Source organism: Pseudomonas fluorescens (assembly GCF_902497995.1).
Taxonomy (GTDB): domain Bacteria; phylum Pseudomonadota; class Gammaproteobacteria; order Pseudomonadales; family Pseudomonadaceae; genus Aquipseudomonas; species Aquipseudomonas fluorescens_BK.
In genome coordinates, this window is sequence record NZ_CABVII010000004.1 from 46501 (window position 1) to 71409 (window position 24909).

20 protein-coding genes are annotated in these 24909 nt (G+C 52.7%); 5 read left to right on the top strand and 15 right to left on the bottom strand.

All coding sequences use genetic code 11. The features are described from left to right. Positions 1 to 100: 100 nt before the first annotated feature. From dhaL to F8N80_RS05900, 3 genes are all read right to left on the bottom strand, one after another. Positions 101 to 1807: a dihydroxyacetone kinase subunit DhaL gene (gene dhaL, locus F8N80_RS05890; RefSeq protein ID WP_150783424.1), complete on the bottom strand. Its 1707-nt coding sequence runs from the start codon at positions 1805 to 1807 to the stop codon at positions 101 to 103. 88 nt (positions 1808 to 1895) lie between these two features. Beyond that, positions 1896 to 3281 carry an FGGY-family carbohydrate kinase gene (locus F8N80_RS05895; RefSeq protein ID WP_150783425.1) on the bottom strand — a complete coding sequence of 462 codons (1386 nt, stop codon included), beginning with the start codon at positions 3279 to 3281 and terminating at the stop codon, positions 1896 to 1898. Between the two features lie 43 nt (positions 3282 to 3324). After that, on the bottom strand, positions 3325 to 4107 hold the full coding sequence (locus F8N80_RS05900; protein ID WP_150783426.1) for a class I fructose-bisphosphate aldolase: 783 nt from the start codon (positions 4105 to 4107) through the stop codon (positions 3325 to 3327). Between the two features lie 253 nt (positions 4108 to 4360). Between F8N80_RS05900 and F8N80_RS05905 the strand changes: the two genes are divergently transcribed. Next, the gene (locus tag F8N80_RS05905; protein ID WP_150783427.1) at positions 4361 to 5356 is read left to right on the top strand and encodes an alcohol dehydrogenase catalytic domain-containing protein; all 996 of its coding nucleotides are present in this window, start codon (positions 4361 to 4363) and stop codon (positions 5354 to 5356) included. 78 nt (positions 5357 to 5434) lie between these two features. Next, the gene (locus F8N80_RS05910) at positions 5435 to 6745 is read left to right on the top strand and encodes an MFS transporter (protein WP_150783428.1); all 1311 of its coding nucleotides are present in this window, start codon (positions 5435 to 5437) and stop codon (positions 6743 to 6745) included. Positions 6746 to 6780: 35 nt separating this feature from the next. Here the strand turns inward: F8N80_RS05910 and F8N80_RS05915 are convergent, their stop codons facing one another. Beyond that, positions 6781 to 7563, bottom strand: a complete 783-nt coding sequence (locus F8N80_RS05915) for a GntR family transcriptional regulator (RefSeq protein ID WP_191632864.1) — start codon at positions 7561 to 7563, stop codon at positions 6781 to 6783. 649 nt (positions 7564 to 8212) lie between these two features. On the opposite strand from F8N80_RS05915, the gene F8N80_RS05920 reads away from it, so the two are divergent. Beyond that, a complete protein-coding gene (locus F8N80_RS05920; protein ID WP_150783430.1) occupies positions 8213 to 9034 on the top strand; it encodes a substrate-binding periplasmic protein in 822 nt (273 codons plus the stop codon). Between the two features lie 602 nt (positions 9035 to 9636). Here the strand turns inward: F8N80_RS05920 and F8N80_RS05925 are convergent. The 7 genes from F8N80_RS05925 to F8N80_RS05955 form a co-directional block, all read right to left on the bottom strand. Further along, positions 9637 to 10419, bottom strand: coding sequence for an aspartate/glutamate racemase family protein (locus F8N80_RS05925; RefSeq protein ID WP_150783431.1), 783 nt, complete (start codon positions 10417 to 10419; stop codon positions 9637 to 9639). Positions 10420 to 10433: 14 nt separating this feature from the next. Further along, entirely contained in the window at positions 10434 to 11363 is a 930-nt protein-coding gene (locus tag F8N80_RS05930) for an electron transfer flavoprotein subunit alpha/FixB family protein (protein WP_150783432.1), read from the bottom strand. A 14-nt stretch (positions 11364 to 11377) separates the two neighbouring features. Continuing rightward, complete coding sequence (locus tag F8N80_RS05935) at positions 11378 to 12124, bottom strand: electron transfer flavoprotein subunit beta/FixA family protein (protein WP_150783433.1); 747 nt, start codon at positions 12122 to 12124, stop codon at positions 11378 to 11380. Positions 12125 to 12266: 142 nt separating this feature from the next. After that, on the bottom strand, positions 12267 to 13427 hold the full coding sequence (locus F8N80_RS05940) for an NAD(P)/FAD-dependent oxidoreductase (RefSeq protein ID WP_150783434.1): 1161 nt from the start codon (positions 13425 to 13427) through the stop codon (positions 12267 to 12269). Positions 13428 to 13452: 25 nt separating this feature from the next. Further along, complete coding sequence (locus F8N80_RS05945; protein ID WP_150783435.1) at positions 13453 to 14955, bottom strand: FAD-dependent oxidoreductase; 1503 nt, start codon at positions 14953 to 14955, stop codon at positions 13453 to 13455. Between the two features lie 10 nt (positions 14956 to 14965). Beyond that, on the bottom strand, positions 14966 to 15931 hold the full coding sequence (locus F8N80_RS05950) for an electron transfer flavoprotein subunit alpha/FixB family protein (RefSeq protein WP_150783436.1): 966 nt from the start codon (positions 15929 to 15931) through the stop codon (positions 14966 to 14968). After that, a complete protein-coding gene (locus F8N80_RS05955; protein ID WP_150783437.1) occupies positions 15931 to 16722 on the bottom strand; it encodes an electron transfer flavoprotein subunit beta/FixA family protein in 792 nt (263 codons plus the stop codon). The genes F8N80_RS05950 and F8N80_RS05955 overlap by 1 nt, the downstream gene beginning before the upstream one ends. 298 nt (positions 16723 to 17020) lie before the next feature. Between F8N80_RS05955 and F8N80_RS05960 the strand changes: the two genes are divergently transcribed. Further along, complete coding sequence (locus F8N80_RS05960; RefSeq protein ID WP_150783438.1) at positions 17021 to 18133, top strand: NAD(P)H-dependent flavin oxidoreductase; 1113 nt, start codon at positions 17021 to 17023, stop codon at positions 18131 to 18133. A gap of 387 nt (positions 18134 to 18520) precedes the next feature. Further along, the gene (locus F8N80_RS05965; protein ID WP_150783439.1) at positions 18521 to 20446 is read left to right on the top strand and encodes an ABC-F family ATP-binding cassette domain-containing protein; all 1926 of its coding nucleotides are present in this window, start codon (positions 18521 to 18523) and stop codon (positions 20444 to 20446) included. A gap of 147 nt (positions 20447 to 20593) precedes the next feature. On the opposite strand, the gene ltrA is transcribed toward F8N80_RS05965, so the two are convergent. The 4 genes from ltrA to F8N80_RS05990 form a co-directional block, all read right to left on the bottom strand. Beyond that, on the bottom strand, positions 20594 to 22015 hold the full coding sequence (gene ltrA / locus F8N80_RS05970) for a group II intron reverse transcriptase/maturase (RefSeq protein WP_150783440.1): 1422 nt from the start codon (positions 22013 to 22015) through the stop codon (positions 20594 to 20596). A gap of 522 nt (positions 22016 to 22537) precedes the next feature. Further along, the gene (locus F8N80_RS05980; RefSeq protein WP_150783442.1) at positions 22538 to 23329 is read right to left on the bottom strand and encodes an SDR family NAD(P)-dependent oxidoreductase; all 792 of its coding nucleotides are present in this window, start codon (positions 23327 to 23329) and stop codon (positions 22538 to 22540) included. 31 nt (positions 23330 to 23360) lie between these two features. Beyond that, positions 23361 to 24026, bottom strand: coding sequence for a TetR/AcrR family transcriptional regulator (locus F8N80_RS05985; RefSeq protein ID WP_150783443.1), 666 nt, complete (start codon positions 24024 to 24026; stop codon positions 23361 to 23363). A gap of 17 nt (positions 24027 to 24043) precedes the next feature. Further along, positions 24044 to 24886, bottom strand: a complete 843-nt coding sequence (locus tag F8N80_RS05990) for an NAD(P)/FAD-dependent oxidoreductase (protein WP_150783444.1) — start codon at positions 24884 to 24886, stop codon at positions 24044 to 24046. Positions 24887 to 24909: the final 23 nt, after the last annotated feature.

A 24909-nucleotide genomic window follows, 5' to 3' on the forward strand; every position in this document is an offset into this window, starting at 1 on the left:
ACGAGTGCGGTTCACTTTCTGAAAACATTTGATTCGTTGGCCATCTAGCAGATGGCCAACGAACTCACGAGTTGAGGCGGTATTTACGGTCTACTTCAGATCACAGGTGTTTCAGTGCACCTGCGATCGCCTTCGTCCAAACGGTGACGGCATATGCGCCTGGGTCAACGTGCCCCAAGGCTCTCTGCCCGATATAAGATGATCGACCTTTCATAGGCAGCATGGAGCGAGTCAGCTCTGCCCCTTTTTCGGCGGCCTCGGTCACTCCCGCAGCCACCGCTGCTGCAGTACCCTTCGCAGTTGCTAGAAATTCACAAGCGGGCAGGAGCGCATCCAACATAGTGCGGTCGCCAGCAGTAGCACCACCCAACGCTTTCATACCGTTACAACCTGCCTGCAACGCCGCAGCCCAAGCAGAAACGGATGATACGTCATTGCGAGCCGCCAAAGCCGTCCCGGCCCGTAGCACGAACATGGCGTACAACGGCCCGGATGTACCGCCGAGAACGCGACGAAGAATGGCGGAGATCTCCTGGAGAGCAACTGCTGGTTTATCCAAAGTCAGATGTTCAAGAGATTCATCGATTGCGCGGGCACCACGGGCAAGGCTGATTCCAATATCGCCATCTCCCACAACTGAGTCGAGCTCAGTCAGGATCTGCTCACTTTGTTTGAGTGAGTGAGTAACGGCTTTAATAACTTCCTTGAATTCTTGAGCTGTGTCCGATGACCAAGCAGTGCCTTCGACCGCATGAACTTTCTCAGCACTTGCACCCACAACTCTTGTGACCTCCTGCGATGGACTTGTCATCCCTTTCCAGGCTGAGGTTTTCCCAGAGCTTTCTAGGCGTTCCAGAATGGCATCGTCAACGCGCAAGAAAGTCAGCGAGACGCCGGCCATTTCTAGGGCGGTCAAGAAAGTACCTACCATTGCCTTTTCGACCCTTAGGCCGTGAGTCGAACACTCAATCAGCGCTTGTCGCGCCACAATGTCGAGTTCTTGGACAGATGTACCGCCCAGGTTGTTTACCATCAGCGCTACACGCTGTCCGGATTGCAGATTTCCTTGTTCGACGATTCGGGTGACGAGCGAACGGATCATCACTTCTGCAGAATCGACCTTGCTGCGACTTACGCCACTTTCCCCATGAATGCCGAGGCCGAACTCAACCTGGTCATCTTCGAGAGAAAAGCCTGGTTTACCAGCTGCCGGTACTGTGCAAGCACTTAACCCCAAACCCATGCTGAACAGACCTTGAGCTGCACACTGAGCTTCTGCCTTAACGTCTTCCAATGAAAGACCGGCTTGCGCAGCTGCACCCGCAATTTTATGAATGAATACAGTGCCAGCGATACCACGACGCCCTACTCGACCGTCGCCGTCCAGAGCTACGTCATCCCCCACGATCACCATGTCTACCTTTACACCTGACGATCGAGCAATTTCTGCTGCCAGACCAAAATTTAGGCGGTCACCGGTGTAGCTTTTCACGATGAGCAAAACACCGGCCGGGCCTGCAACAGTGAGGATTGCATTGAGGATCGCATCGACACTGGGAGAAGTGAAAACAGGGCCGGCGACTGCTGCAGTCAGCATACCGAAACCAACGTACCCACCGTGTGCTGGCTCATGTCCCGCACCACCACCAGAGATGATGCAAACTTTGCCTGCGTTGGCATGTTCTAGAAAATCTTTGCGAGCGACAACATCTTCTCCGCTCAGCAAGACTAATCGATCGTCTGAAAGAACAACTCCTTCCAGCATGTCGGAAACAACTGCGTTCGGATCGTTGATTATTTTTTTCATGGCAATAGTCTCATTCACCTACACGCCTCGCTCGTCCAGACTCGACTCTGGAAGCGTGCATAGCTGGATTGCTTCGCGTACGTGTTAACTAGCGCGCCAGCGCCGTTGTAAATGGTGATCGGGCGCTGCGAATTAAGCTTTCATTACCTGAGAGCGCCGCACCAGCATCGACTTGGCAATCAATCGCTGCAGCAGCCAGTAATGCTGCTCCAACGGCAGTAACCTCAGGCTCAGCGATTACTCGGAGTTCTTTATCGCTCAGCAACTGCTTGAGGTTGATCCATCCAGGTGAGCGTGCCCATCCTCCAGCGCAGTAAATTGCCGCACCGGTTGGCATGTATTGGGCTACTCGGTTGACTGCGTTGTTGCCAGCGCGGGAAAGCGCCCCTGCAACAGCAGACGCTTTGGATACAGCACATAATGGTGAGTCGAGGCTGAAGAAAGGACTGGAGCCTCCTCGGCCTCCCGGAACAAAGCAATCCGAGTGGACGTAACTGTCGGGTTTCAGCTTTCCGGAAAAGATCATTCGCAGTGCACGGTCGACCTCTGCATCTTGCGAGGCCCAGTCAACATTTCTGTTGAGCTCCTGAACAGTGAGCAACGTCCGCACATTCCCGCGAATACCTTGAGCGATATCTATCTCGGCATTGCCGGAAACTGGGCTCGAGGCCTGGGCAACGACGACTTCGGCTGTCCCCATTGAGTCCAGCACAGCTCCACGATGCATCTGCGATACACCCCACCCACCTATTGGATGATCATGACCACCAGCAACAACTACTGCACCAGGCAAGACAACTCCTGCTTCGGCAAGACGCCGAGAACGAAGTTCGCCGATTATGTCGCCTGTTTTCCTAACGGGGGGAAGGAGTGTGGCTGAGCCCAGACATAGATCTACGCGACTGACATCCCAGGCGCCCGCGTTGACGTCCCAAGCACCTGTCCGAGCCGCCAAGGTGTCACTCATAAAGGGCGTTTGCGCCCATCGGCTAGCCGCAAAGTCAGTCAGCGCAAGCCATGATTGCGCTGACTCGGTATTAGGTTGCTCCTTTGCCCAGACCCAACCGGCCAGAGCCCGCGATGGATCAGTAGCGACGCCCATTTCGACGTTAGGAGCAAGAAAAGGCTTAATTTTTTCAAAAATGGCATTGCGCCGGGGATCGAACCAAGCCAACGCAGGAATCAGCGGCTTCAAATTCGCATCAACCAACACGCCATCTTCACCGATGCCTGCGATGGCAATGGATTTAATGCCATAGTGCGCACCACAGGCTTCGATTACCATTTCCTCCAAGATTTCTAGCAAACCTTCTGCTGAAACCGAGAGGTCGGACGTGCCTCGGGGGGTCGGGCGACTGCAGCGGGAGACCACCCCACCACGCATGTCCACCGCCACAACCTTGGAATTAGTGCTTCCAATGTCAACTCCCAAAACAGCAGGAGCACGTAGATTCGTTCCGCTCACGTTCGACACTCTTTTTTATTATTGGAAAGATATGGGTGTAACGTTTTGGTGATCAGTCGTTGAAAGTCACCTGACGCGTGAGGCTCGCCACTTCGCGCAGAACCTGCTCGCCCATGTTGCGCTCACGCTGCCAGATGTTACGGCCTACGATAACGCCGCGAGCACCTGCACGAATTGTCTGAGCGACAGCGTCAACAGTTTCCGATACGTCACCTGCCAGTGGGCCGCCAGCGATTACCAGTGGCACTTTCAGTTCTTCGACCAAACGCTTCGTGCGCTCCTCACCTGGGAAAGCGATCTTGATGATGTGAGCTCCCAAGTCGTAGGCAATTCGAGCGATCTTTTCCTCAGCCACAATGACTTCTTCAGTACGAGGGGCGCCAATTAGTACGGGTTCAAGCACCAGAGGAATTTCCCACTTTTCGCACTCCGCCACAACTTTACCGACACGCTCACACATTGCGACTCGCTCGGAGTTGGACATGTTCCAAGGGAACAACATCTTCACGGCATCGACCCCCATGCGGACAGCATCTTCGATGGTCGCGATCAAGCCATGAGAGCCCTTACCGTCCATTTCGCGGTAGTCGTAGTAGGTATCGATAGTCAACACACGGGTCAAATGTGGGTGTTCGGCAAAGAAACGAGCCGATTGTTTCACTTGGCCTGGAGTCATCATGAAGCCAGTTACATCATTATTGCCCCAAGCTGCAAAAGGCGCGGACGGCGTTTCCAAGGCTGGGATTCGGTCAAAGATCAGGCCATGATCGACCGGCATGATGATAGCCACGCGATTGCTTGGCAGTACGCGGCGCATCCGATATTCCATCGACATCTCAGTGTTTCCTTCTTGTTTTGAAAATGAATTGCCAGTCTCGGGTAATCCGATTCCGACACGTGTACGGACTGTACGTACAAAAATAGTAGGCCGAAGTTTTAAGGCTCGTCAAGGGTGAAAAGAAAATTTCGTACGTTCTGTACGTACAGACTAGACAGGGCAAAAAGTCAGGTATAGCGTGGCAACAGGCTCACGTTTGCAGACCCTGAAACGGCTAGCTCATATACTTAATAAGAATAAGGAGACGAAAATGCGCGCGATTGTTCTAGATGGTCGTGGCTCGGTTGAGCTCACGGAAATGCCCGAGCCCATTGCGGGGCCCTTCGATGTGATCATCGCACCGGAAGCGGTAGGTATCTGTGGTACCGACCTGCACCTCTGCCACGGCGATTATCCAACCGGCAAATTCCCTGTAGTGCCTGGTCATGAATTCGCCGGTACCGTTATCTCAATTGGATCAGGAGTGTCTCGATTCAAGATTGGTGACCGTGTTTGCGTTGATCCAAATGTAGCCTGTGGGCACTGCGAACAGTGCCGACTTGGCGCGGTCAATCTCTGCCACCATTTGGTTCCGATCGGCGTGACCTCTAGCGGGGCCTGTGCTGAGCTCGTAAGCGTGCCGGAGAAGGTTGTCTATTCGCTACCTGAAGGTCTTGATATGGGTAGTGGCGCCTTGATCGAACCCTTGGCGTGTGTGCTGCATGGCTTCCGACGCTCCCCTTCTATGCGGGATAAGCGAGTATTGGTGTACGGTGCTGGCTCCATCGGTTTGTTAGCCACTGCGGTAGCTCGCGCCGAGGGAGCTACCTCAATCGATATCATTGAACCAAGCAAAGTAAGAAGGGATGCAGCGATAGAGTTCGGTGCGACTAACGTATTCGCACCTGGTCAACGAACCACCGATCGAGACATCGACATTGTGATCGAGGCAAGCGGACACATCAGCGCAGTTTCGGATGCAATCAAGCGCCTGGCTTACCGAGGTACGCTGCTTCAAATGGGTGTTTGCAGCCCTGAAGAACATATTCACCTGCACCCCTATGATCTATTTGATAGAGAACTCACCCTATCCGGCTCACAATCTCTTGAATCGTCCTATCCAGACGCAATTCTGAAGATTGCCGACTTGCCAAACCTCGCCGACCGAATGGTAAGTCATACCTTCCCACTTGCGAATTTCGCAGAAGCTCTGGAAGCCGCGCGCTCCGAAGGAGCTCGAAAAGTGCAGATACTGCCCCAAGTTTAAAAACATCTGATTTGTAATACATAATCAGCGTGCTGCATTACTCAGCGCGCTGCACTCGATCACCCGGAGAATAACAAAATGACCGCTAATAAGGTTTCCGGATCCAGCGACGTTGCTCAAGCTTCAACAATCATCGAACGCAGCGGGCTGCCTCCATCGTTGATATGGGGGTTTATCGGCCTGCTCTTATTCATGATTGGCGATGGAGTGGAGTCGGGATTTATCGCTCCTTTTATGGCACAGAAGCTCGGGTCGATGCACGAGGCAGCTGTGGCGATTACCCTCTATGGACTGACGGTCACCCTGGGTTCGTGGTTGGCCGGGGCTCTGTCTGACGTATGGGGCCCGCGACGCGTCATGCTACTTGGCCTTACTATCTGGGTAGTCTTCGAAGTACTTTTCCTCGCTTGGGCTGTACCAGCGCAGGATTTCAAGCTAATGATGACGTTCTACGGTTTGAGAGGCTTCGGATATCCATTCTTCGCCTATGGCTTCCTTGTGTGGGTGCTTTCAGCTACCGAAGCGAAGCGTCTGGGCTCCGCAGTAGGCTGGTTCTACTTTGCTTTCACAGGCGGGCTTCCAACATTAGGCTCACTTTTCGCAAGTGCTTCCCAGCCATTAATCGGTGAGTATGCGACCCTCTGGATATCTCTTGGCCTGCTGATGCTGGGCGGGATTGCAGCCCTGGTTGGGCTACGCGGTAAAGCAGGGGGAGATCGGTTGGCTCCTAAAGGCGTAACAGCTGTTCAGAGTATTCTCGCCAGCATCACCATTGCTTACTCCAATCCCAAGATTGGGCTGGGTTGCCTGATTCGAGTAGTGAACACTGCGCCCCAGTTTGGTTTTCTCATATTCCTTCCTACCATATTCGCAGACGAACTTGGTTTCGGCACAGCGGGATGGCTAAAACTGGTATTCACCTTAGGCGCAGCCAACATATTCGCCAACTTATTGTTCGGAGTACTTAGCGATAAGCTGGGCTGGCACTTCACCCTGCGCTGGTTTGGATGCTTGGGATGCGCAGTTAGCACGCTGTGCCTTTACTATCTTCCGCACTACTTCCCTGGGCAATATTGGATCGCTGTATTGTGCGCTGCCTTCTACGGTGTTGCTCTTGCGGGCTTTACTCCGATATCGGTATTGATGTCGCTGATCGCACCCGAGCAAAAGGGTAATGCAATTGCGGTACTGAATCTTGGGGCTGGTGCAGCAACGTTCGTAGGCCCACTGATTGTCGCTGTATTTCTGCAGTCCCTAGGTGCTGGTGGCGTCACCATAATTTTTGCAGGACTCTACGTACTGGCCGGTGTATCGGTTCGGTGGCTTACGCTCCCCTCCGAGGCGATACACCCTAATAGTGCGATATTGACGGCGTCCGCTTCAAACTGATTGCTTGGAGTTAGATGCGCTTCAGTTGGGCGGCTTCAACGTCCGCCTAGCTGAACCGTACTTACGTTGATTTCCAGTGGAATCACATCACTTCGAACCCAGGTATCATAGATATCGAAGCGATTTCCATCGGTTGTCCAAGACACAGAACGAATATGCAACACGGATGCACCGTTCGGAATCTCCAGGTGCTCTGCAATCACCTCGTCAACAGACACAGCGCGTATCGTCCTGTTTGCGCCACCCAGGAAAACACCTGCTTTTTTCAAAAGCTCGCTAAAGGAGGCGCTGCCTGAGAGCACTTCACTGGCACTTTCTACTATAGGAACGATGAAAGGTGGGCTGTAGTTGACGCTGTACAAGGCCGGCACTCCGTCGAGATATCGCAAGCGCTCAAGGCGATAACCCTCACTCTCCGGAGAGATGTGTAGCGCGGAACAAGCAAACGATGGCAGTACGCATTTTTCATGGAAAAGAACGCGCGTGGACACGGCTCGATTTTGGTGCCCCATAGCGTTTTCGAGGAAGCCCTCGCCACCTTGGATCATCCAGCCATGACTGCTTTCAGGTTCTGTTGCGTACACGCCTCGACCATTGACCCTCGTGGCGTAGCCGCGCGTTTCAAGCAGCTGCAGCGCCTGTCGAACGGTTGCGCGAGAAAGACCAAATTCAATACAGATATCGTTTTCGCTCGGTAACCGAGCACCGGCTTGGATCTCACGATTAGCTATACGCTTTTCGAGAACGTCGGACAGCTGCTGGTAATACGGAGTGGCGGACAAACGATCAATCAGATTGGGGGAGCTTTCGATAGTCATGTGTTTGGCGGTGCAATGGTGAAGTTTATTAGCCGTACAGTACATACAGAAATGAATACGCGCTACCTAAAGCTTAGGTGCCTCAGCGATCGAGTATCGAGGTGACCTCATATTAGAAATGACATCACTCAAGCTCACGTTGAGCAAAGCAAAGCGCCCTCTTTTTGAGCTTTCTTAGAAAGCGTAAAGGATGAGATCTCAACCAGCCGAACCGCCTTACCATCCCAAAAACGACCATTAAGCCCTATTTACGTACCCACCGGACAATTTTTCTGTCCACCGAGTTGACAGTAAGCCCCAAGAGTGCGATGTTCGATTCATCGCTCTTCCAAGCATAGCGGGGATGGAAGCGATAAAAATGTCGCACCTTGGGAGTGCCCTACTCATGAGCGAAGTTATAGTTATTAGAAGCCTGTCAGCCACGCAGATTCGCACTAGCCACGGCGGCTACACATCGCTCCCAATCTTGATTCACAAGACCGTCATGCCTGCTTTCCAGCGCCACAAGCAACACTTCTCAAATGCTTGGAAATGTCCAATATCAGCCACTGGATAAAGCCTGGTTGATATGTCGCGGCACTGTTCTACCTACCGCGCACATGCGCTCAGTGATCATGTCTTTACTTTGACCAACCAGGAGACGAACATCATGTTCCGTCAGCTTACGTTTGCTTTCGCAGCACTAATCAGCGTTTCTGCTCAATCCGCTTTCGCATGTACACCTGCGCATCAATTCAAGACAATCACACCGGGCAAACTCACAGTCGCCACGATGATGATCCCTCCATTCCTCATCCCTGATAACAATGCAATTAAGGGCGTAGATGGGGATCTGATCACCAAAATTGCTGAGATGGAATGTCTTACCGTTACTCCTATCGTCGTCGATACGCGTGCCGTGATGCAGTACGTGGTTTCTGGCCAAGCTGACGTTGCCGTCGGGAACTGGTTCCGTACTGCCAGCCGACTGAAATCGATGGATATGACTAATCCTGTCTACCTAGACAGCCTCGCCATCTTCACCAAAGAAGGGACGACATCACTGAACTCGTTGCTCGAGTCGGGTAAAACTGTAGGTACCGTCCAAGGTTATAACTGGGTCAGTGATCTTCAAAAAGTATTTGGCTCAAAAATTAAGCTGTATCCGAGCCCTGTAGCACTTGTCCAAGACTTAGAGGCAGGTCGAATCGAAGCCGGTCTTGACAGCTACTCTGGGGGAGTCTATGCGCAGCAGCAGGGAGGCCTGAAGAACTTCAAAATCGTCCACGCGGAACCAGACAAACGAGTACAAGCTTCGATTGAAGCTGCACAAATCGCCTTCGCCTTGGCAAAAGGAAATGACCAACTCGAACAAGCTTTGAATGAGAATATTGCAAAACTAAAAAACAACAACACCATCGGTAGTACGCTTGAGACGTATGGTTTGAGTGCACAAGATAGCGAGGTAGGTGCACCTAGAGCTATCGAATAACCAATCAAACAATGAAAAAAGGCAATCATTTGATTGCCTTTTTTTATTTAAATCACCCGTACTTTTCAGTTTCATTAGCCCACTCAACTTACCCTCCTTCACACGAAGAATAAGCCTTCCTTGTAGCAATACAGCCCTCACAGACCGATTTAGGGTCTGCCACCTAACTCACTTCATTCACTTCTTTTGCGCGCCAAGGATGTTCAACAGAGTTCACGTAGAACGCTTACATTTCAGCTAGGACTAATAGTTTCAAGCATGCAATTTCAATATCGATGTTCTTTTTTCCACCACTATTTTTGAGGATTCGCATTTATGAGTCTTCATGAGTCGAAAAATTTTGCCGGCCTCGGTGGCGTGTTAATTACATCGACGGCTAAAAATTCGAAAATCAATGCCTAGCGCCCCCCCCGACAGATACCCGACTCACTCGACAGAGCACGTAATGATGAATTCGCGCATTACCTCAACCATTGATACTAAAGCGCTCCGCGGATTGAGTTTATTTAGCCGCAAAAAAAAGCCCGATGGAGTGCACCGGGCAAATTGAGAAAAAACCTAACTAAGGCGGTACAACTTAATTCAGCACAAATGATGCATCTTTAAAGGTTCGGTTTACGATTCGCAAACTGCTTACGGACACTTGAAAACTCTTCAGCGTTTCGATCCTTGAGGTTCTGGTAATACGCGCGGCGACTGATGGCATATGCGCCTTGTTGCTTGAGCTCAGCTAAGGATTGCGCGAGTTTCAACGCCATTGTATTCGGGTTGAGGATGGACACATCACGCGGAGCACCTTCCATAATCGACTTCTCGTACGACGCCGAGATAATGGTGCAGCCGAGAATGCAAACGTCGGCTTCAGCTTCTTGACGGATTTTGGTCGCTGCGGCCACAGCATCTCGCGCTACGCCGGCAGTATCCTGAATCATATCAGTCACCCACCAGTCGATGCAGTCGACTTTACGGCAGTGTGCATCTTCACCGTAAAGGCGAACCATATCTCGCAGATACGGAACGGCTTTGTGATGGTCGGTCACCAAAACGTATTCATGGCCATAATAGGGGGCCAGTTGCATCGTTGCCTCTAGCGGGCCAATGACAGGGATATCGACCAATTCCCGTGCAACGCGTACGCCTGGATCATAGCAACAGCCAACAATGACGGCGTCGAACCCAGCCTTTTCCGCGTCGATACAACTCTCGAAAATAGCCTCTTCAATCAAATGTTTGTTGTAATAGTAGTCGATATTTTCGGGGCAGTTTTTGGTATTACTAACGACGAGCTCAGCCCCCCCTGTCAGATAAGGAGCCATGGTCTCCATGATCAGCCCGTTGTAAGCATCCGTGCCGAAAGGGTTGATGAAATTAATTTTTACACCCATGACGGTCTCCGAATTTACAGTGCGTTGGTCAGTTCAGGAATAATCTCGAAGACATCGCCCACCAAACCAAAATCAGCAACCTGAAAGATCGGGGCTTCTTCGTCTTTGTTGATGGCAACAATGATTTTGGAACCCGTCATACCGGCGAGATGCTGAATAGCGCCCGAGATACCGCAAGCGAAATAAAGCTCAGGAGCAACAATTTTTCCGGTTTGACCAATCTGCCAATCGTTCGGTGCGAACCCCGAGTCTACCGCTGCGCGAGAGGCACCGATGGCCGCGCCAAGCTTGTCGGCAAGCGGGCTGAGTGTCGCGCTGAATTTCTCTGCTGAGCCTAAAGCGCGACCACCCGCTACAACTATCTTCGCCGAAGCCAATCCAGGACGTTCACTGGTAGCAAGAGCGTTGCTCACGAAAGTCGTAGGCGCAGCCTCAACCGTAACACTCAAGGCCTCTATCGTAGAGCTTCCCATCTTGCCGGCAGCCTCGAAGGCCGTAGCGCGAATGGTAAGGACTTTCTTGAAGTCTGAAGACTGCACGATTTGGAGTGCGTTGCCTGCATAGATCGGGCGCACGAAAGTATCAGGTGAAATGACCTCAATAACTTCGGAAACCTGCATCACGTCAAGCTTTGCCGCCACGCGTGGAAGCACGGATTTTCCGGCTGCCGAAGCAGCAGCAAGTATGACGGCATACTCAGGAGCGAGTTTGACGACGAGGCTAGCGATGGACTCCGATAGTCCGTGCTCTAGCGAGACATCATCAGCTAGCAGAACCTTCGTTACACCATCAAGCTTGGCAGCCTGGGATGCAACTGAGTCAACAGCATAGCCAGCGATAAGGACATGAATGTCCATTTGGAATTTCGCAGCAGCGCCCACGGCCTTAGCAACATCATCAGCCAAGACCCCAGCGGCGTGATCAGCAACAACGAGAACAGTCATGATAACTCCCGACTTCAAACGACTGATGCGGCTTTGAGCTTTTCAACCAGCTCAGCCACTGAAGAAACACGGATACCCGCCTTCCGAACAGGCGGCTCTTGTACCTTCACAACCTTCAAACGCGGTGTTACGTCTACGCCATAATCCGCTGGAGTCTTTTTTTCCAGCGGCTTTTTCTTCGCCTTCATGATGTTCGGTAGCGATGCATAACGCGGTTCGTTCAGACGCAGGTCAGTCGTGATCACTGCCGGAAGTGTGACGCGTACGGTCTGAGAGCCACCATCGACTTCTCGCGTGACCAGAACACAATCGACTTCAACTTCTACCTTGGAGGCGAAAGTCGCTTGCGAGGCGTCTAAGAGGGCCGCCAGCATTTGACCGGTCTGATTACAGTCATCGTCGATTGCCTGCTTACCTACAAAAATCAGGCCGGGTTGCTCGATGTCACAAATACCCTTGAGGATCTTGGCTACTGCCAAAGGCTCAACCACTTCCTCTGACTGAACGAGGATTGCGCGATCCGCCCCCATCGCCAACGCGGTGCGAAGAGTTTCCTCGCATTTGGCCGTACCGATCGAGACCACGATGATTTCGGCGTCGAGACCGGCTTCTTTCAATCGAACAGCCTCCTCCACCGAAATCTCGTCAAAGGGATTCATCGACATCTTGATGTTATCAAGGTCAACAGCCGAGCCATCTGATTTAACCCGGATCTTGACGTTGTAATCCACAACCCGTTTTACTGGAACGACAATCTTCATGCCTGCTGCTCCTATCCTACATTTTAAAGCGTAGTTATTAGGCGAAACATTCCACAACGCCTAATTCATCCCATGATGAAAATAGGCACTGACCATTTATAACAAATTAATTAATCAACCAGTTGCTTCACCAACCAAAACACTATGTATTATAGCTGCCTGGCTGCCACTTCCTAAGTTCCTTCCAGTCGGAAGGAAGGTTTTTGAAACGCTCTAACTTAAGTGCATCTATAGGCATAGACGTTTTACCTTCAAGCGCAAGATCTTTTACTGCCACACCGACACTAACTGCCATTCCGAATCCATGTCCGGAAGTGCAAGCGATGATCAACCCCTCAGGATCTGAGAGCCTATCAACGATGCAAACTTGGTCAGGTGTTACATCTACAATACCTGCCCAACACCGAAGTAATGGAATATGAGCAATTGATGGCATCAACTCAGCTAAGCGGCCTGCGATATTACGGATTATTGGTGTGTTGGGCTTAGCGGACTCCTCAGTGAGACTGACATCAATCCACTCGTGAGGGCCACCGTTGAAGTGGATGTTTCCACGACGGGTCTGCCGAAGAGACAAGCCATTGGCGACCATTGCTACGTCAAAGAGCGGTGGCAACGGTGCCGTAACCATCGACTCTAAACGTACTGTAGCAATAGGAATATCAACGCCTACCATGGCAGCGATCTTAGCGAGTTGCGGCCCAGCGCAATTCACCACAACTGGCGCGTATATAATCGCATCCGGAGTGCGCACCCCTTTGACGCGTCCACCCTCAACAAGAATATCCAATGCTGGACTGTTTTCTAGGATGACCCCTCCGCGATCCTGGAACGCCCAAGCGAATGCTTGGGACGTACGCTGCGGGTTACCATGCCCCGATCGATGAGTATAAATCCCACCCGCTACCCCCGGCATGAGGGACGGAGCGATTTTACGGCATTGATCTCCATCGATGAGTTCGAAAGGAATCGCAGTGGTGCAGAAGTGCTCGTAGGTAACCTGCATATCCGCCCATTCCTGGGCGTTAGTAGCAACCCAGAGACGACCTTGCTGCTTCCATTCGGTCGGGTAACCAAGCTCTTCATCTAAGGTGTCCCACAGTTTCTCAGCCTCAGCAGCCAGAGCTGACTCCATCGGCTGTTCGCCCCGCAAGCTCAGAAATCCTGTTGCACGTGAGGACGCTTCGGCAGCGGTACGTCCCTTGTCGAGAACAATAACCTTCGCCCCAGCCTTGGCGAGCCAGTAAGCGGATGCCAAGCCTGTAATCCCCGCCCCAATAATCACAACATCTGCGTTTTGCATACAAACCTCTTACCTGCAGAGCTACTCAATGAGCACCTGGGATGGTGTCTTCCACCGGGTGCAGCCACGTCGGCCAGGTGTCACGCATTTCTTTGGGTTCATCGTGCGCACGAATGATGTTCAATGGTAAAGCACGTACAGGAACTCGATAGCTACCTGGGGAAACCTTACTCAATTCGATTCCCGAGACCCCTGCTAGCAGCATCGCCGAATGCTCACGACAGCGACGACCTTGGCAGTGCCCCATACCAACTCGTGTCATCCTTTTGAGCATGTCCTGACTCGCGCGCCCCTCTGCAACGAAGGTCTTCACTGCCTCGCAGGGACTACTATTTGTTGAAGCCAGGTACTTGGGCGCTCTGACTTCGACGAGCTCCCGTCGTGTCACGTCCTCACACTGGCAAGCCATGACGTCCATTCCACCTGCACTGACAAGGGCATCCAACCAATACTGCGGAGGGTAGTTCGACCGAGAGTCAGAACTGACGTCCGGAGCTTCGATTGAGCACTCTGTTTCCTGCCCCTCGCGCATAGCGATGGCGGCCGCAATTCGCTGACCGTGGTAAATCGATACTTCTGGATTGATCAGCGCAGCCTCTGCAACACCGCCGGCATCACCCGCCACGAACACATTGCGAAGCGAAGTCTCAAAATCCGCAGACAGCTGTGGCGCCCAGCCACCCCGATTAGCGTCAAAATCGACCGCGCAACCTGCAGAGGCCACAAGCTCTATATTGGGGACAACACCGTAGGCCATGCAGATTGTGTCGCAGGTGATTTGCACTGGAGGAAGGCTTTTATCAGCTGCAACAAGACTCGCACCGCTCACCTCGTTTATGCCCGCCACCTTCTGGATGCAATAACCGGTGAAGAACTCCACCCCCTGATCTTTCAGAGATGCGGCGAGAACTGAATCTCCCTGTACTTCATTGGCTGCCTCGATGACTCCTACAACATTAATGCCTGTTTCAATCGCCTGGATTGCGAGCTGCAGCGCCAGGTTACCCGAACCGAGAATCAGCACTTGATTACCACCAAGCGCTTGGTATTTACCAATTAAGGTCGTGGCTCCTTTGGCACCAAGGACACCCGGTAGATGCCAACCGTCGAATGACAACACCAGATCCCGTGCACCGGCAGCTACGATCAGATAGTCAAAACCCAGCATCCAGGACTTTTCAGCGTCTGCAAGACCAACTTGGCTGCATTCCAAGTGCTCATTATTGGCACCTGGAACAAATAGACCCCATACACAAGTATTGGTCAGCACCTCGACGCCCGCTTCGAGACAATCCATCAGCAAGTCGTTCGAACCCAATACACGATCAGCGATGGTGCCCTCGTCCGACAGTACGGGAGCAAGGCGCGCACCATAGAAGTAAGGTGCATCCAAACTCATAGCTGCCGTGTTTTGGGGATGTTCATCAATAAGCGTCACAGCCAGTCCTCGGCGCGCGGCTTCAAGCGCAGCAGTACAACCTGCAACGCCTGCGCCGACGACGACAACCTGTTCTTTTGTAATAGTCATCGCAATCCACCTACTTGCTACGCAACTCTTGTACTCGCGCAACGAAAGCAGGCAGGACGGCTTTCGCATCGCCCACTACGCCGTAATTCGCAACGCTGAAAATGTTTGCTTCCCCATCGCTGTTAATCGCCACGACATTCTTGACTCGACCGATGCCCGCCAAGTGGTGAATTGCCCCGGAGATACCCGCAGCTACGTAGAGATCGGCTGCAACCTTTAGGCCGCTAAAACCAACTTGTTTGGTGGTGGGAACCCACCCCATCTCGACCGCTGCACGGGTCGCACCTACAGCAGCATTAAGGCTCTTGGCCGAATCCTCAATGATCTTCCAATTTTCCGCGTTGCCAATTCCGATACCACCAGAGACCACCACCTTTGCATTACGCAAGGAGGGGCCATCGCCGGCTACTTCGGAAATCGTTTCAAGCACCTCGACAGGGTTGTTAATGATGCCAAGCGAGACTTGTTCAACAGGAGCTGCTGCACCTTTCTCTGCAGGGACAAACGCACCTGCCGACAGAGTCACGACCTTGAGTTCACTACTGATTGCATACTGAGCTTGCACTGCCCCACCAGCGACCGGCTTCGTCGCAAGTAGCGCACCACTCTCACGCTCAAGCGAGGTGCAGTTTGTTACCAAGGCGGCGTTTAAACGCGCTGCGAGACGAGGCGCCCATTCCAAAGCATTCGAAGTGTGAGGAATGATGATCAGCTCAGCACCCGCTTTTTTCGCGATTTCCGCGGCGGCACTGACAAACGCTTCGCAGGTGTATTCCGTAACTTGAGCGTCATCCGCGATTAACAGCCGATCAATCCCTGCGGTACTGAATACACCTACAGGGATGCTGCTGCCGATCAAAGCACCGACGATTTCAGTGCCCGACTCGCGCACACTCAGCGCGGCTGTCACCGCCTCCGCGCTAGCTTGATTGAGAAGGCCATTCTGAACTTCACCAAAAACGACAATGCTATTCATCAGATCACCCCTTCTTGAACCAGACGATCAGCCAAGGCACGACCATTTGCTTCGTCCGACCCTTCGGAAATCATTACGGTATCTACCTTCACAGGGGGCTTGATATAGAGCCTCTTTAACTCCACAACCGGAGCCGATGAAAGCTCACCCAGATCCGCCTCTGTCCAGGTAGGGATAACGACCTTCTTGGCCATCATCACCCCTTTAAGCCCAGCTGTACGAGGCTTGTTGATTTCATTAGAAATACCAATCAGCAATGGCAGACGCGCCTTAAGACGCTGAGTAACGTCCTCCCCCATTCGATCAGCAACAAGAGCATCCGTCTCAACCTGAACGATTGCCTTGACCGGAGAAATAGAGGCGAAGCCTAGTTTTTCCGCCAGGATAAGATGAGTTTGACCAGCGTCAGTATCGGAAGACGCTTTCCCGGAGAGCACAAGATCGACATTTCCGATCTTTCGAATTGCTCTCGCAAGCTGGTCAGCGATAACGAAGCTATCGCAGCCCAAGCCAGTCGCTCCCGAAATATGAATTCCGCCGTCAGCCCCCATAGCGATTGCCCGTCGCAATTGAGCAATTGCCTGATCATCTCCGACAGTAACGACAGTTACGGTGCCTCCGACGGACTCTTTGATCTTCAACGCTTCCTCAACAGCATTTGCGTCATATCCGTTAAGGACTGGACTCATGCCCGAGCGCATCTCGATCGACTTTTCATCCGGTGCAACCTGCAACAGCACAGGTGGGGTGTTGGGATCAAATACTTGCTTGAGGGTTACAACGATGTGCATGCGATGCTCCTAGGGTGCCTAGCATTTCATACGATGAAGTAGTGATCGCCGACCAACTACCTGTGACTTTGCCTCTGTCCGCTCGCACGCTTTCTTGTGACCGGCATTTAAAGGCACAGCCTCTGGCAAGGGGCTGACGAAGGTGGCTTGAGATCGAATGTACAACCTTTTGACTTAGCAGTATACAAAAAAGACTCATGGGTCTAAGATATTTTCCAGGAAGGTCGCCAGCACCCATCGACCCCCGATTTACATAGAAGCGCTGCTATAAAGCGGCAACACCAGAGGTCTGTAACCTATGCGTACTGCAGTCACTGAAATGTTCGGGATCGACATCCCGCTCTTCGCTTTCTCCCATTGCCGTGATGTCGTGCTTGAAGCCTCTAAGGCTGGCGGTATGGGCATTCTAGGCGCCGCATGGATGACTCCAGAAGAACTTGAAGTGTCTTTGAAATGGATCGATGAGCGCATCGACGGCAAACCCTATGGAGTGGATATCGTCTTTCCAGGGACATTCGCTCCGCTCACAGACGATCGTGATCCAGCGAAGATATTGCCTGAGGGTCATCGCCAATTCGTCGACCGCATGATGAACGATGCTGGCATTCCTGAGCTGCCGGACGATGACGCTAAAGCGTTTGCTCAAGAACATGCCGACAAGATGAAAATGACGCCAAGCGACAGTGAGCGTTCATTGCAAATCTCACTGCGTCATCCAGGTGTGAAGTTCATCGTTAGCGCAATGGGCGCAGCCCCAAAACACGTTGTTGATTTGGTGCATGCGCACGGCCTTAAGGTTGGTGCGCTGGTAGGCAACGTAGATCACGCCGTAAAGCAGAAGGAGGCTGGGGTTGATGTGCTTATTGCCCAAGGTGCTGAAGCCGGTGGCCACGTTGGCCGTGTAGGCTCGATGGTGCTGTGGCCGCAACTTGTTGACGCGATGGCTCCGATCCCAGTTTTGGCAGCTGGTGGTATCGGTCGAGGTCGTCAGTTTGCTGCAGCGATGGCCTTGGGTGCAGCAGGAGCATGGTGCGGCTCAATTTGGCTGGGAACCAGGGAAAGCGACCTCACCCCAAACATGAAAGAGCGCATGTTCGAATCGAAGTCTGAAGACGCGGTAGTAAGTAAAGCGCTCACCGGCAAAAACTGCCGCATCCTACGCAGCAACTACACCGAAGCGTGGGATAAAGCGGAGGACGTAAAGCCTCTCACCTTCCCTCTGCAATCGATTCTGGGTGGTGTACCGCTGCGCCGGGCCGAGCGCGTTCGCCGCTTTGATTATTGGACTTATGCCGTCGGCCAGATCGTTGGAGATATGCAGCAGGAAACTACTGTTCGCCAGATCTTCGCAGAAATGCTTGGTGAGTACGTTGAAGTCATGGAAAACCTCAACAAGCTGTTGGAAGACTAACAACCGTCCGCTATTGGAACATCGCTGCGGGGGTGAGCTGCGCCTAAGCCCCTTCGCCCCCACAGCGATAGGTTCCTGCAAACCGCCTTACGCCATAAATATCAAACTGCGACAGCCCAGGCCTCGCGGCTATTCGACTCGACAGAAGACTATGCGCCAGGATTCGGAGTCCTGGAGTCAGCCTTGGGGATTGCACCGAAGATTACGCAGTACGATGACTACGTCGCTGTCGGCAGTGTGCTCCAGCGGGTGCGCCATCGCATCTCGCTGGTCTGATAGCCAGCAAACCCTCAGCAGTGAAAAAGCTGCTCGAAGACAATAATTTGGCCTACGAGCCCCCCCCTTCTGCGCTATCAATTAGCGGACAATCGCACCCTCCCGAGACTCATGATTTCTCTAAAAAATATCGAGCTACGGCTAGGCAAGAAGGTACTCCTGCAGGAGGCCCATTTATTGATCAACAGTGGCGAGAAAGCGTCTTTAATCGGACGTAACGGGGCCGGGAAGTCTAGTCTTTTTGGGTTACTGACGGGTCTACTGCACGAAGATGCCGGCGAGTTCGAGCTGCCGTCTCAGTGGCAAATATCTCAAGTTGAACAAAGTATGCCAGAGACGGATAGGAGCGCGACTGAGTTCGTTCTTGAGGGTGACATCCGGTTGATGAAAGCAAGGGGTGAGCTGGTTCAAGCAGCCGCACAGAATGACGGTATGGCTATGGCACAAGCCTATAGCGACCTAGCGGACGCTGGCGATCATGATGCTGCTGCGCGCGCCCAGGCACTGATTCTAGGGCTCGGTTTTACGCCTTATGAGTTGCACAACGCTGTGAACAGCTTTTCCGGAGGGTGGCGAATGCGGTTGCAATTGGCCCGCGCGCTGATGTGCCCCAGCGATCTGCTACTGCTAGACGAGCCAACTAATCATCTCGACCTGGATGCATTGATTTGGTTGGAAACCTGGCTTCGCAAGTTCGAGGGCACTCTGCTTGTGATCAGCCACGATCGGGAGTTCCTCGATGCAGTAACCAATGTCACCGTACATCTAGAGCACACCAAGCTTCATCGCTACAACGGCAATTACAGCGCGTTCGAAAAATTGCGCGCAGAGTCTCTTGAGCAACAACACGCAGCACACGCCAAGCAGAACGAAAAGATGGCGCATCTGCAGAAATATATTGATCGCTTCCGCTATAAGGCAACGAAAGCAAGACAAGCACAAAGCCGCATCAAAGCCTTGGAGCGTATTGAAAAGATCAGCGCCGTAATCGCCGACGCCGAGTTCACTTTTGCCTTCAAAGAGCCCCTGTATCTACCAAACCCGATGCTCACGATGGATGAGGTCGACTTTGGTTATACAGAAACCTTTGATACTGAAAGGCTCACCATCCTCAGTGACATTCGTAAATCCGTATTGGCAGGCCAGCGTATAGGCATTCTGGGGGCAAATGGCCAAGGTAAATCCACTTTCGTGAAAACTATCGCTTGCAATCTGAAACCGCTCGCAGGATCCATCATCGAAGGCAAAGGTTTATCCATAGGTTACTTTGCACAACAAGAACTGGACGTTCTAGATGTGACTGAGACTCCCCTGACTCATATGCTGAATTTGACAAGGTTGGCTGATAAGCCTGGGCTTTCTGCTCGAGAGCAAGAGCTACGTAATTTTCTCGGCACTTTCAACATCAATGGCGACATGGTTACACAGAAGGTAAGCACATTGAGCGGAGGGGAAAAGGCTCGTCTCGTCTTGTGCATGATCGTATGGCAACGGCCCAATCTGTTACTGCTCGACGAGCCAACCAACCACTTGGATCTGACTACCCGCGAAGCTCTTGCAATAGCTCTGAACCAATTCGATGGAAGCGTCATGCTTGTAAGTCATGATCGCGCACTACTTCGCTCAGTCTGCGATGAATTTTGGCTCGTGGGAAGCGGCGCGGTCGTGCCTTTCGAAGGAGACCTTGAAGACTACCAACGCTATCTGCTCGACCAAGGAAAACGCTCGGTCAACGATGCCAGCACTGGACATACCCTTCCATCGACTGAGTTAACATCGCATCGGAAGACGTCTGTGCTCAGACCTCGATCAGCTAATCGTCTTAAAATCATTGAGCGCGAGCTTCTAGAAAATGAGCTGCGCGTTTCAGAACTCAAGATCGAAAAAGCCCGACATGAAAATAGGTTGTCGATCAGGCCGGCGCATCCAGAACTGCTGGACATTGCACGTCAATTGAGTCAACTGGAAGTCGAAATTGAAGCATTGGAAGACTGCTGGCTACAGTTACAGGAGGAAGCGGAACAATTGAAGGCGTAGCGACAATTTGCTCACTCTGCCCACACTACTGATGCCCATATTGCAAACCGTAAGTATTGAGAGATGGCGGGAATCAATCGAGTAGGAGGCGGATTTACATCCGCCGTCCTCTCACACCACCGTACGTACGGTTCCGTATACGGCGGTTCAGGTTAAGCGGTTAAGCCGGGTTATCGTGTCCAGTATTGATACCAGCCCGAGTCGATCCCAGAGTTTCTTCGGCAGCGCCTGATTCATATGGGGTGCTCCCGAATTCCACCAAGGGCCTCGACCGTTGAATGCTGAGTGACAAGCACGGGCTTCGTTGAGCCCTAGACGCATCAAGTTGCGCGCCCTCGTCGAGGGCTGCTTCCATTGGCGCCAGATGATACAGCGAAGTTTGTGACGCACCCAGCCATCAAGATACTCAAGTGGCCGCTTGCTCTGACTCAGCTTGAAGTAGCCAGCCCAACCACGCAGTACGGGGTTTATCCGCTCGATGACGCTCGCCACTCTGTGGCTTCGCGTTGTGCGCAGCAAACTTCGAAGTCGGTCGCGTAAGCGATCCAGACTCATCGTTGCCACTCTTAGTCTCGGCTGTTGATGCCAGCTCATCCCATAGCCCAAGTAATCACACATCCACGACCCGGCTACTCGGCTCTTTTCCCGGTTCAGCGTCAGTTTCAGGCGCTCGCTCAGGAAACGCTCAACGCCGGCCATCACCCGTTCACCTGCGCGACGACTGCGCACATAAATGTTCGCGTCATCGGCATAGCGCACGAAGCGATGGCCCCGCCGTTCCAGCTCGCGGTCGAGTTCGTTGAGCAGGATGTTCGACAGCAACGGCGAGAGCGGGCCGCCTTGCGGCGTCCCTTCCTGCCGTCGGCTGACGAGACCGCCTGACATTGTTCCCGCTTCGAGGTAGCGACGGATCAGCGTGAGCACACGTTTGTCTTCGATTTGACGCGCAACATGGGCCATCAGAACATCATGATTAACCCGATCAAAGAATTTCTCCAGATCGAGTTCCACGCACCAGCGGTGACCCGCCGCCGCGTGGGCACGGGCCGTTTCGATAGCTTGATGAGCGCTTCTGCCCGGACGAAAGCCGTAGCTGTAGTCCGAGAACAGCGGATCAAAGATAGGTGTGAGCTGTTGCAGCAAAGCCTGTTGGATCAGGCGATCCACGACACAGGGAATGCCCAATTGCCGTGTTCCACCTTTGGGTTTGGGGATGTCGACGGCGCGTACACCTTGCGGTTGGTACTCGCCGGCCAGCAACCGAGTCTTGAGGATCGGCCAATACTGTTTCACGTAGCCTGCCAATTGGTCGACCGTCATACCATCGGCACCCGGTGCGCCCTTGTTGCTGACTACGCGTTGATACGCACGCTTGAGGTTAGCCGGTGCAAGCACCCGCGCCATCAGCGTGTCCGGCTCCGCGTTCGTCCACGTCACAGACGCCGTCGATGCTTGCGCCCTGTCAGCCATCATCCTCGGATACCGTCCGGGACTTGGGGTAACAGTTTTCTCTGGGAGAATATTCTGCGTTTCAACATTCGACGAGACTCTGACGCCTACTGGCGGCATAACCTGTTCGGCCCTTGGTGACGGGGTTATTCGCCACTTACTACGGCTTCGGCTGACTTCTGCACGCTCATCCCGTCGCCTCTCGACGCTCGGTAGCACAATGGCAAACGTGCAGATCTCCCAGGGTAATTCGCGCGACCTTCCTGCTTATGCCTGTCGGATCTACGTCACAGCGTTCTGTGCAAGTATCGGGCTTTGAAGATGCTTGCCTCCTTACCCCGCTGCGCCGCCTCTATCCGCTTCCTGTTCGTCAGGCCAGCATTTTGCCTCGGGCTTCCTTCAGATTCGCAGTCACTCACGACACCCTTGCCTCTGGCTAACACTTCCCCTTGCCGGGTGTGTAGAGGACTTTCACCTCCAAGTCACCAGCGTGGCCACCACAGCCAAGCTGGTTGCGCTTACGCGCAACGCGCCATGCCTGGCGCACAAGCAAAAAACCGGCTCCAATATGGAGCCGGTCGAATCACCAAAACAAGCCAGCGGAGTTCTCAGCTGAACGAATTGGCGAGCACGCAAGGAGAATCAGGCGACGAAGCCACCATCTACCACCAGCGAATGCCCAGTGATATAGCTCGCCTCGTCCGAGGCCAAGAACAGCACTGCAGCAGCGACCTCATCAGAAGTGCCTTTGCGACGAGCCGGAATCGACTTCTTGTAAGCCTCAGGATCTGCCGCACCTACACCACGATTCATAAGATGAGCTGCTTTCGGCAGAATCGAAGCAGAGTTGCCGCGAATGTCGGTGGCGATCACACCTGGGCATACCGTATTGAAGGTGATGCCGGTCTCAGAGTGGGATGTTGCCATTTGCCGGGTTAATCCGACGACAGCAAACTTCGAGGCGGTGTAAGAAGCGCCATCAGCACGGCCGACCAAGCCACCGATCGAAGAGGTATTGATTACTCGACCTGTTCCACGAGGGATCATATGCTTCAGTGCAGCTTGACAGCCAAAGAAGGTACCTTTCAGGTTAATACCCGTGATTTGATCCCACAGCTCTTCGGTCGTCTCCATAACATCAGCGAAACCGTCAAATACGCCGGCGTTGTTAACGATGATGTCCAGTTTCCCAAATTTATCGACAGCTGTTTGTACCAGAGCTTCCACTTGGGCCTGAGAACGAACATCTGTACGTACGAATACGACCTCACCGCCCAGAGCTTCGATTTCTGCAACCGCTTTAGCACCGGCCTCAGGCTGGATGCCACCGATAACTGTTTTTACGCCGGCTGTGGCGAGGTTTCGAGAAATGGCCAAGCCAATACCGGTCTCTCCACCGGTGACAACAGCTACTTTACCTTTCAGATCAAACATCACTCACCTCACGTAATTAAATTTTCATTAATCATCTGCGCCCGATCGAGGTAGCGCTCGCCCCACCAAGATCATGCGAAACGAGTACTACCGAAGCGCCTCCCCCCAAGAGGCGGATCACGCAGGTCTTAAGTTGATCTGCGCAAATCGATACATCAATGGGATTGGTCGCTACACTTCCGAGCATTCCATCCAGCAAACTCCAGATTGCTTTTATCGCAAACTCTAGGCTTGGAACTTTGAATACTCCGGCTTGCACACCTCGGCTTAATACATCGTGAATAAGCCGTTCATGCTTGAGCAATAACGATTTAAGCCTAGTAGCATCACCTTCATCCAAGCACCTCTTCTCTCGAACAGCGAGAAGATGGAGCTCTTTATTCAGCGAAGCATGGATGAAATATTGCTCAACGTAAGCTCCCAGTTGCGTGACTGGCTCAACAGCTTTTTCGACCGCAGCTCTCAAAGCGGACAGCAGGTTCTGCTCTGCTTCAAAAATTAGTTCAAACAACAACTGCTGCTTACCATCAATATGGTTATAGAGAGATCCCACCTGAATCCCGCTAATATCAGCGATTCTTCGCAAACTCACCGAACCGAATCCCTCAGCTACAAATAACTTCAAAGCAGTGGCCCGGATTACCTCGGCCCTTTCTGCTGATTTCTTATCTTTGCCGGAAACATACGACGTATTCATAGGGGCCGCAGCACGAGTCAGAGAGCGTTATTGAGAGGGTCGGACGATTGATTGGCTGAGTAGTCCACCCGACCAAGAGAGAGTGCAAACACATCCTCTGATCTATAGAGGGCCTCGGCAATCATCTCCCCTACCGCGATCGCCGCAGCTGGATTCGTATCGTGACCAATCGCCAAATAAAGCCCATCAAACCCTACCGGACGCCCAATATAAGGCGCACCAGTCGGCGTCAGAGGTACCTTTCCAGTGAATACTCCTGGAATGCCTTGACGTGCAGAGCTTGCACCTAATTGGTTCTCGGCGGCTTTGAGTTGTAACGACAGACCGATCGCTCCGATCAATCCCACACTTTGTAATCCGGCACAGATGACCACTTCGTCTGCAACAATGGAACCAGTTGCCGTCACTGCACCATGCACGACGTTATGCTTCATGAGCAACGAGCTAACGGGATTGGCTTCGATCACGCGCCCCCCCGCCTGCTGGCAATGTACGGCAAGATCCTTTGCGAAATCTGAAAGTAAAATGGCCCGTTTACCACCAGGACTCTTAGCGTCATAGATGTAGGGTTCACCCTCAATATCTTGAAGACTACCTACATAACCCAATTCGCCGGCCAACTCCTCCGCGAGCATTAAACCCCGTTCAGTAAGCTCCCCTGTCTGCGTTCCTTTGCAGTAAGCCAACACGCGCTTTAGCTCAAGATTCGGAATGCAATCTCCGACGAAGCCTCTCTCAAGCAGCATTACTTTTGCGCCCAGACGCTGCAGAAAATAAGCAGCTGAGAGGCCAATCATTCCCGCGCCGACAATCACGACCTCCAGACCCGACCGGTGATTCACGCCACTTACCTCTTTCATAATCTGGAACCTCTGACGGCTAC

What these genes read in the sequence shown, in the direction of transcription:
- dhaL (WP_150783424.1), bottom strand. Translation starts at nt 1,807, where the DNA reads ATGAAAAAAATAATCAACGATCCGAACGCAGTTGTTTCCGACATGCTG.
- F8N80_RS05900 (WP_150783426.1), bottom strand. Translation starts at nt 4,107, where the DNA reads ATGTCGATGGAATATCGGATGCGCCGCGTACTGCCAAGCAATCGCGTG.
- F8N80_RS05905 (WP_150783427.1), top strand. Translation starts at nt 4,361, where the DNA reads ATGCGCGCGATTGTTCTAGATGGTCGTGGCTCGGTTGAGCTCACGGAA.
- F8N80_RS05910 (WP_150783428.1), top strand. Translation starts at nt 5,435, where the DNA reads ATGACCGCTAATAAGGTTTCCGGATCCAGCGACGTTGCTCAAGCTTCA.
- F8N80_RS05915 (WP_191632864.1), bottom strand. Translation starts at nt 7,563, where the DNA reads ATGACTATCGAAAGCTCCCCCAATCTGATTGATCGTTTGTCCGCCACT.
- F8N80_RS05920 (WP_150783430.1), top strand. Translation starts at nt 8,213, where the DNA reads ATGTTCCGTCAGCTTACGTTTGCTTTCGCAGCACTAATCAGCGTTTCT.
- F8N80_RS05925 (WP_150783431.1), bottom strand. Translation starts at nt 10,419, where the DNA reads ATGGGTGTAAAAATTAATTTCATCAACCCTTTCGGCACGGATGCTTAC.
- F8N80_RS05930 (WP_150783432.1), bottom strand. Translation starts at nt 11,363, where the DNA reads ATGACTGTTCTCGTTGTTGCTGATCACGCCGCTGGGGTCTTGGCTGAT.
- F8N80_RS05935 (WP_150783433.1), bottom strand. Translation starts at nt 12,124, where the DNA reads ATGAAGATTGTCGTTCCAGTAAAACGGGTTGTGGATTACAACGTCAAG.
- F8N80_RS05940 (WP_150783434.1), bottom strand. Translation starts at nt 13,427, where the DNA reads ATGCAAAACGCAGATGTTGTGATTATTGGGGCGGGGATTACAGGCTTG.
- F8N80_RS05945 (WP_150783435.1), bottom strand. Translation starts at nt 14,955, where the DNA reads ATGACTATTACAAAAGAACAGGTTGTCGTCGTCGGCGCAGGCGTTGCA.
- F8N80_RS05950 (WP_150783436.1), bottom strand. Translation starts at nt 15,931, where the DNA reads ATGAATAGCATTGTCGTTTTTGGTGAAGTTCAGAATGGCCTTCTCAAT.
- F8N80_RS05955 (WP_150783437.1), bottom strand. Translation starts at nt 16,722, where the DNA reads ATGCACATCGTTGTAACCCTCAAGCAAGTATTTGATCCCAACACCCCA.
- F8N80_RS05960 (WP_150783438.1), top strand. Translation starts at nt 17,021, where the DNA reads ATGCGTACTGCAGTCACTGAAATGTTCGGGATCGACATCCCGCTCTTC.
- F8N80_RS05965 (WP_150783439.1), top strand. Translation starts at nt 18,521, where the DNA reads ATGATTTCTCTAAAAAATATCGAGCTACGGCTAGGCAAGAAGGTACTC.
- ltrA (WP_150783440.1), bottom strand. Translation starts at nt 22,015, where the DNA reads ATGCCGCCAGTAGGCGTCAGAGTCTCGTCGAATGTTGAAACGCAGAAT.
- F8N80_RS05980 (WP_150783442.1), bottom strand. Translation starts at nt 23,329, where the DNA reads ATGTTTGATCTGAAAGGTAAAGTAGCTGTTGTCACCGGTGGAGAGACC.
- F8N80_RS05985 (WP_150783443.1), bottom strand. Translation starts at nt 24,026, where the DNA reads ATGAATACGTCGTATGTTTCCGGCAAAGATAAGAAATCAGCAGAAAGG.
- F8N80_RS05990 (WP_150783444.1), bottom strand. Translation starts at nt 24,886, where the DNA reads ATGAAAGAGGTAAGTGGCGTGAATCACCGGTCGGGTCTGGAGGTCGTG.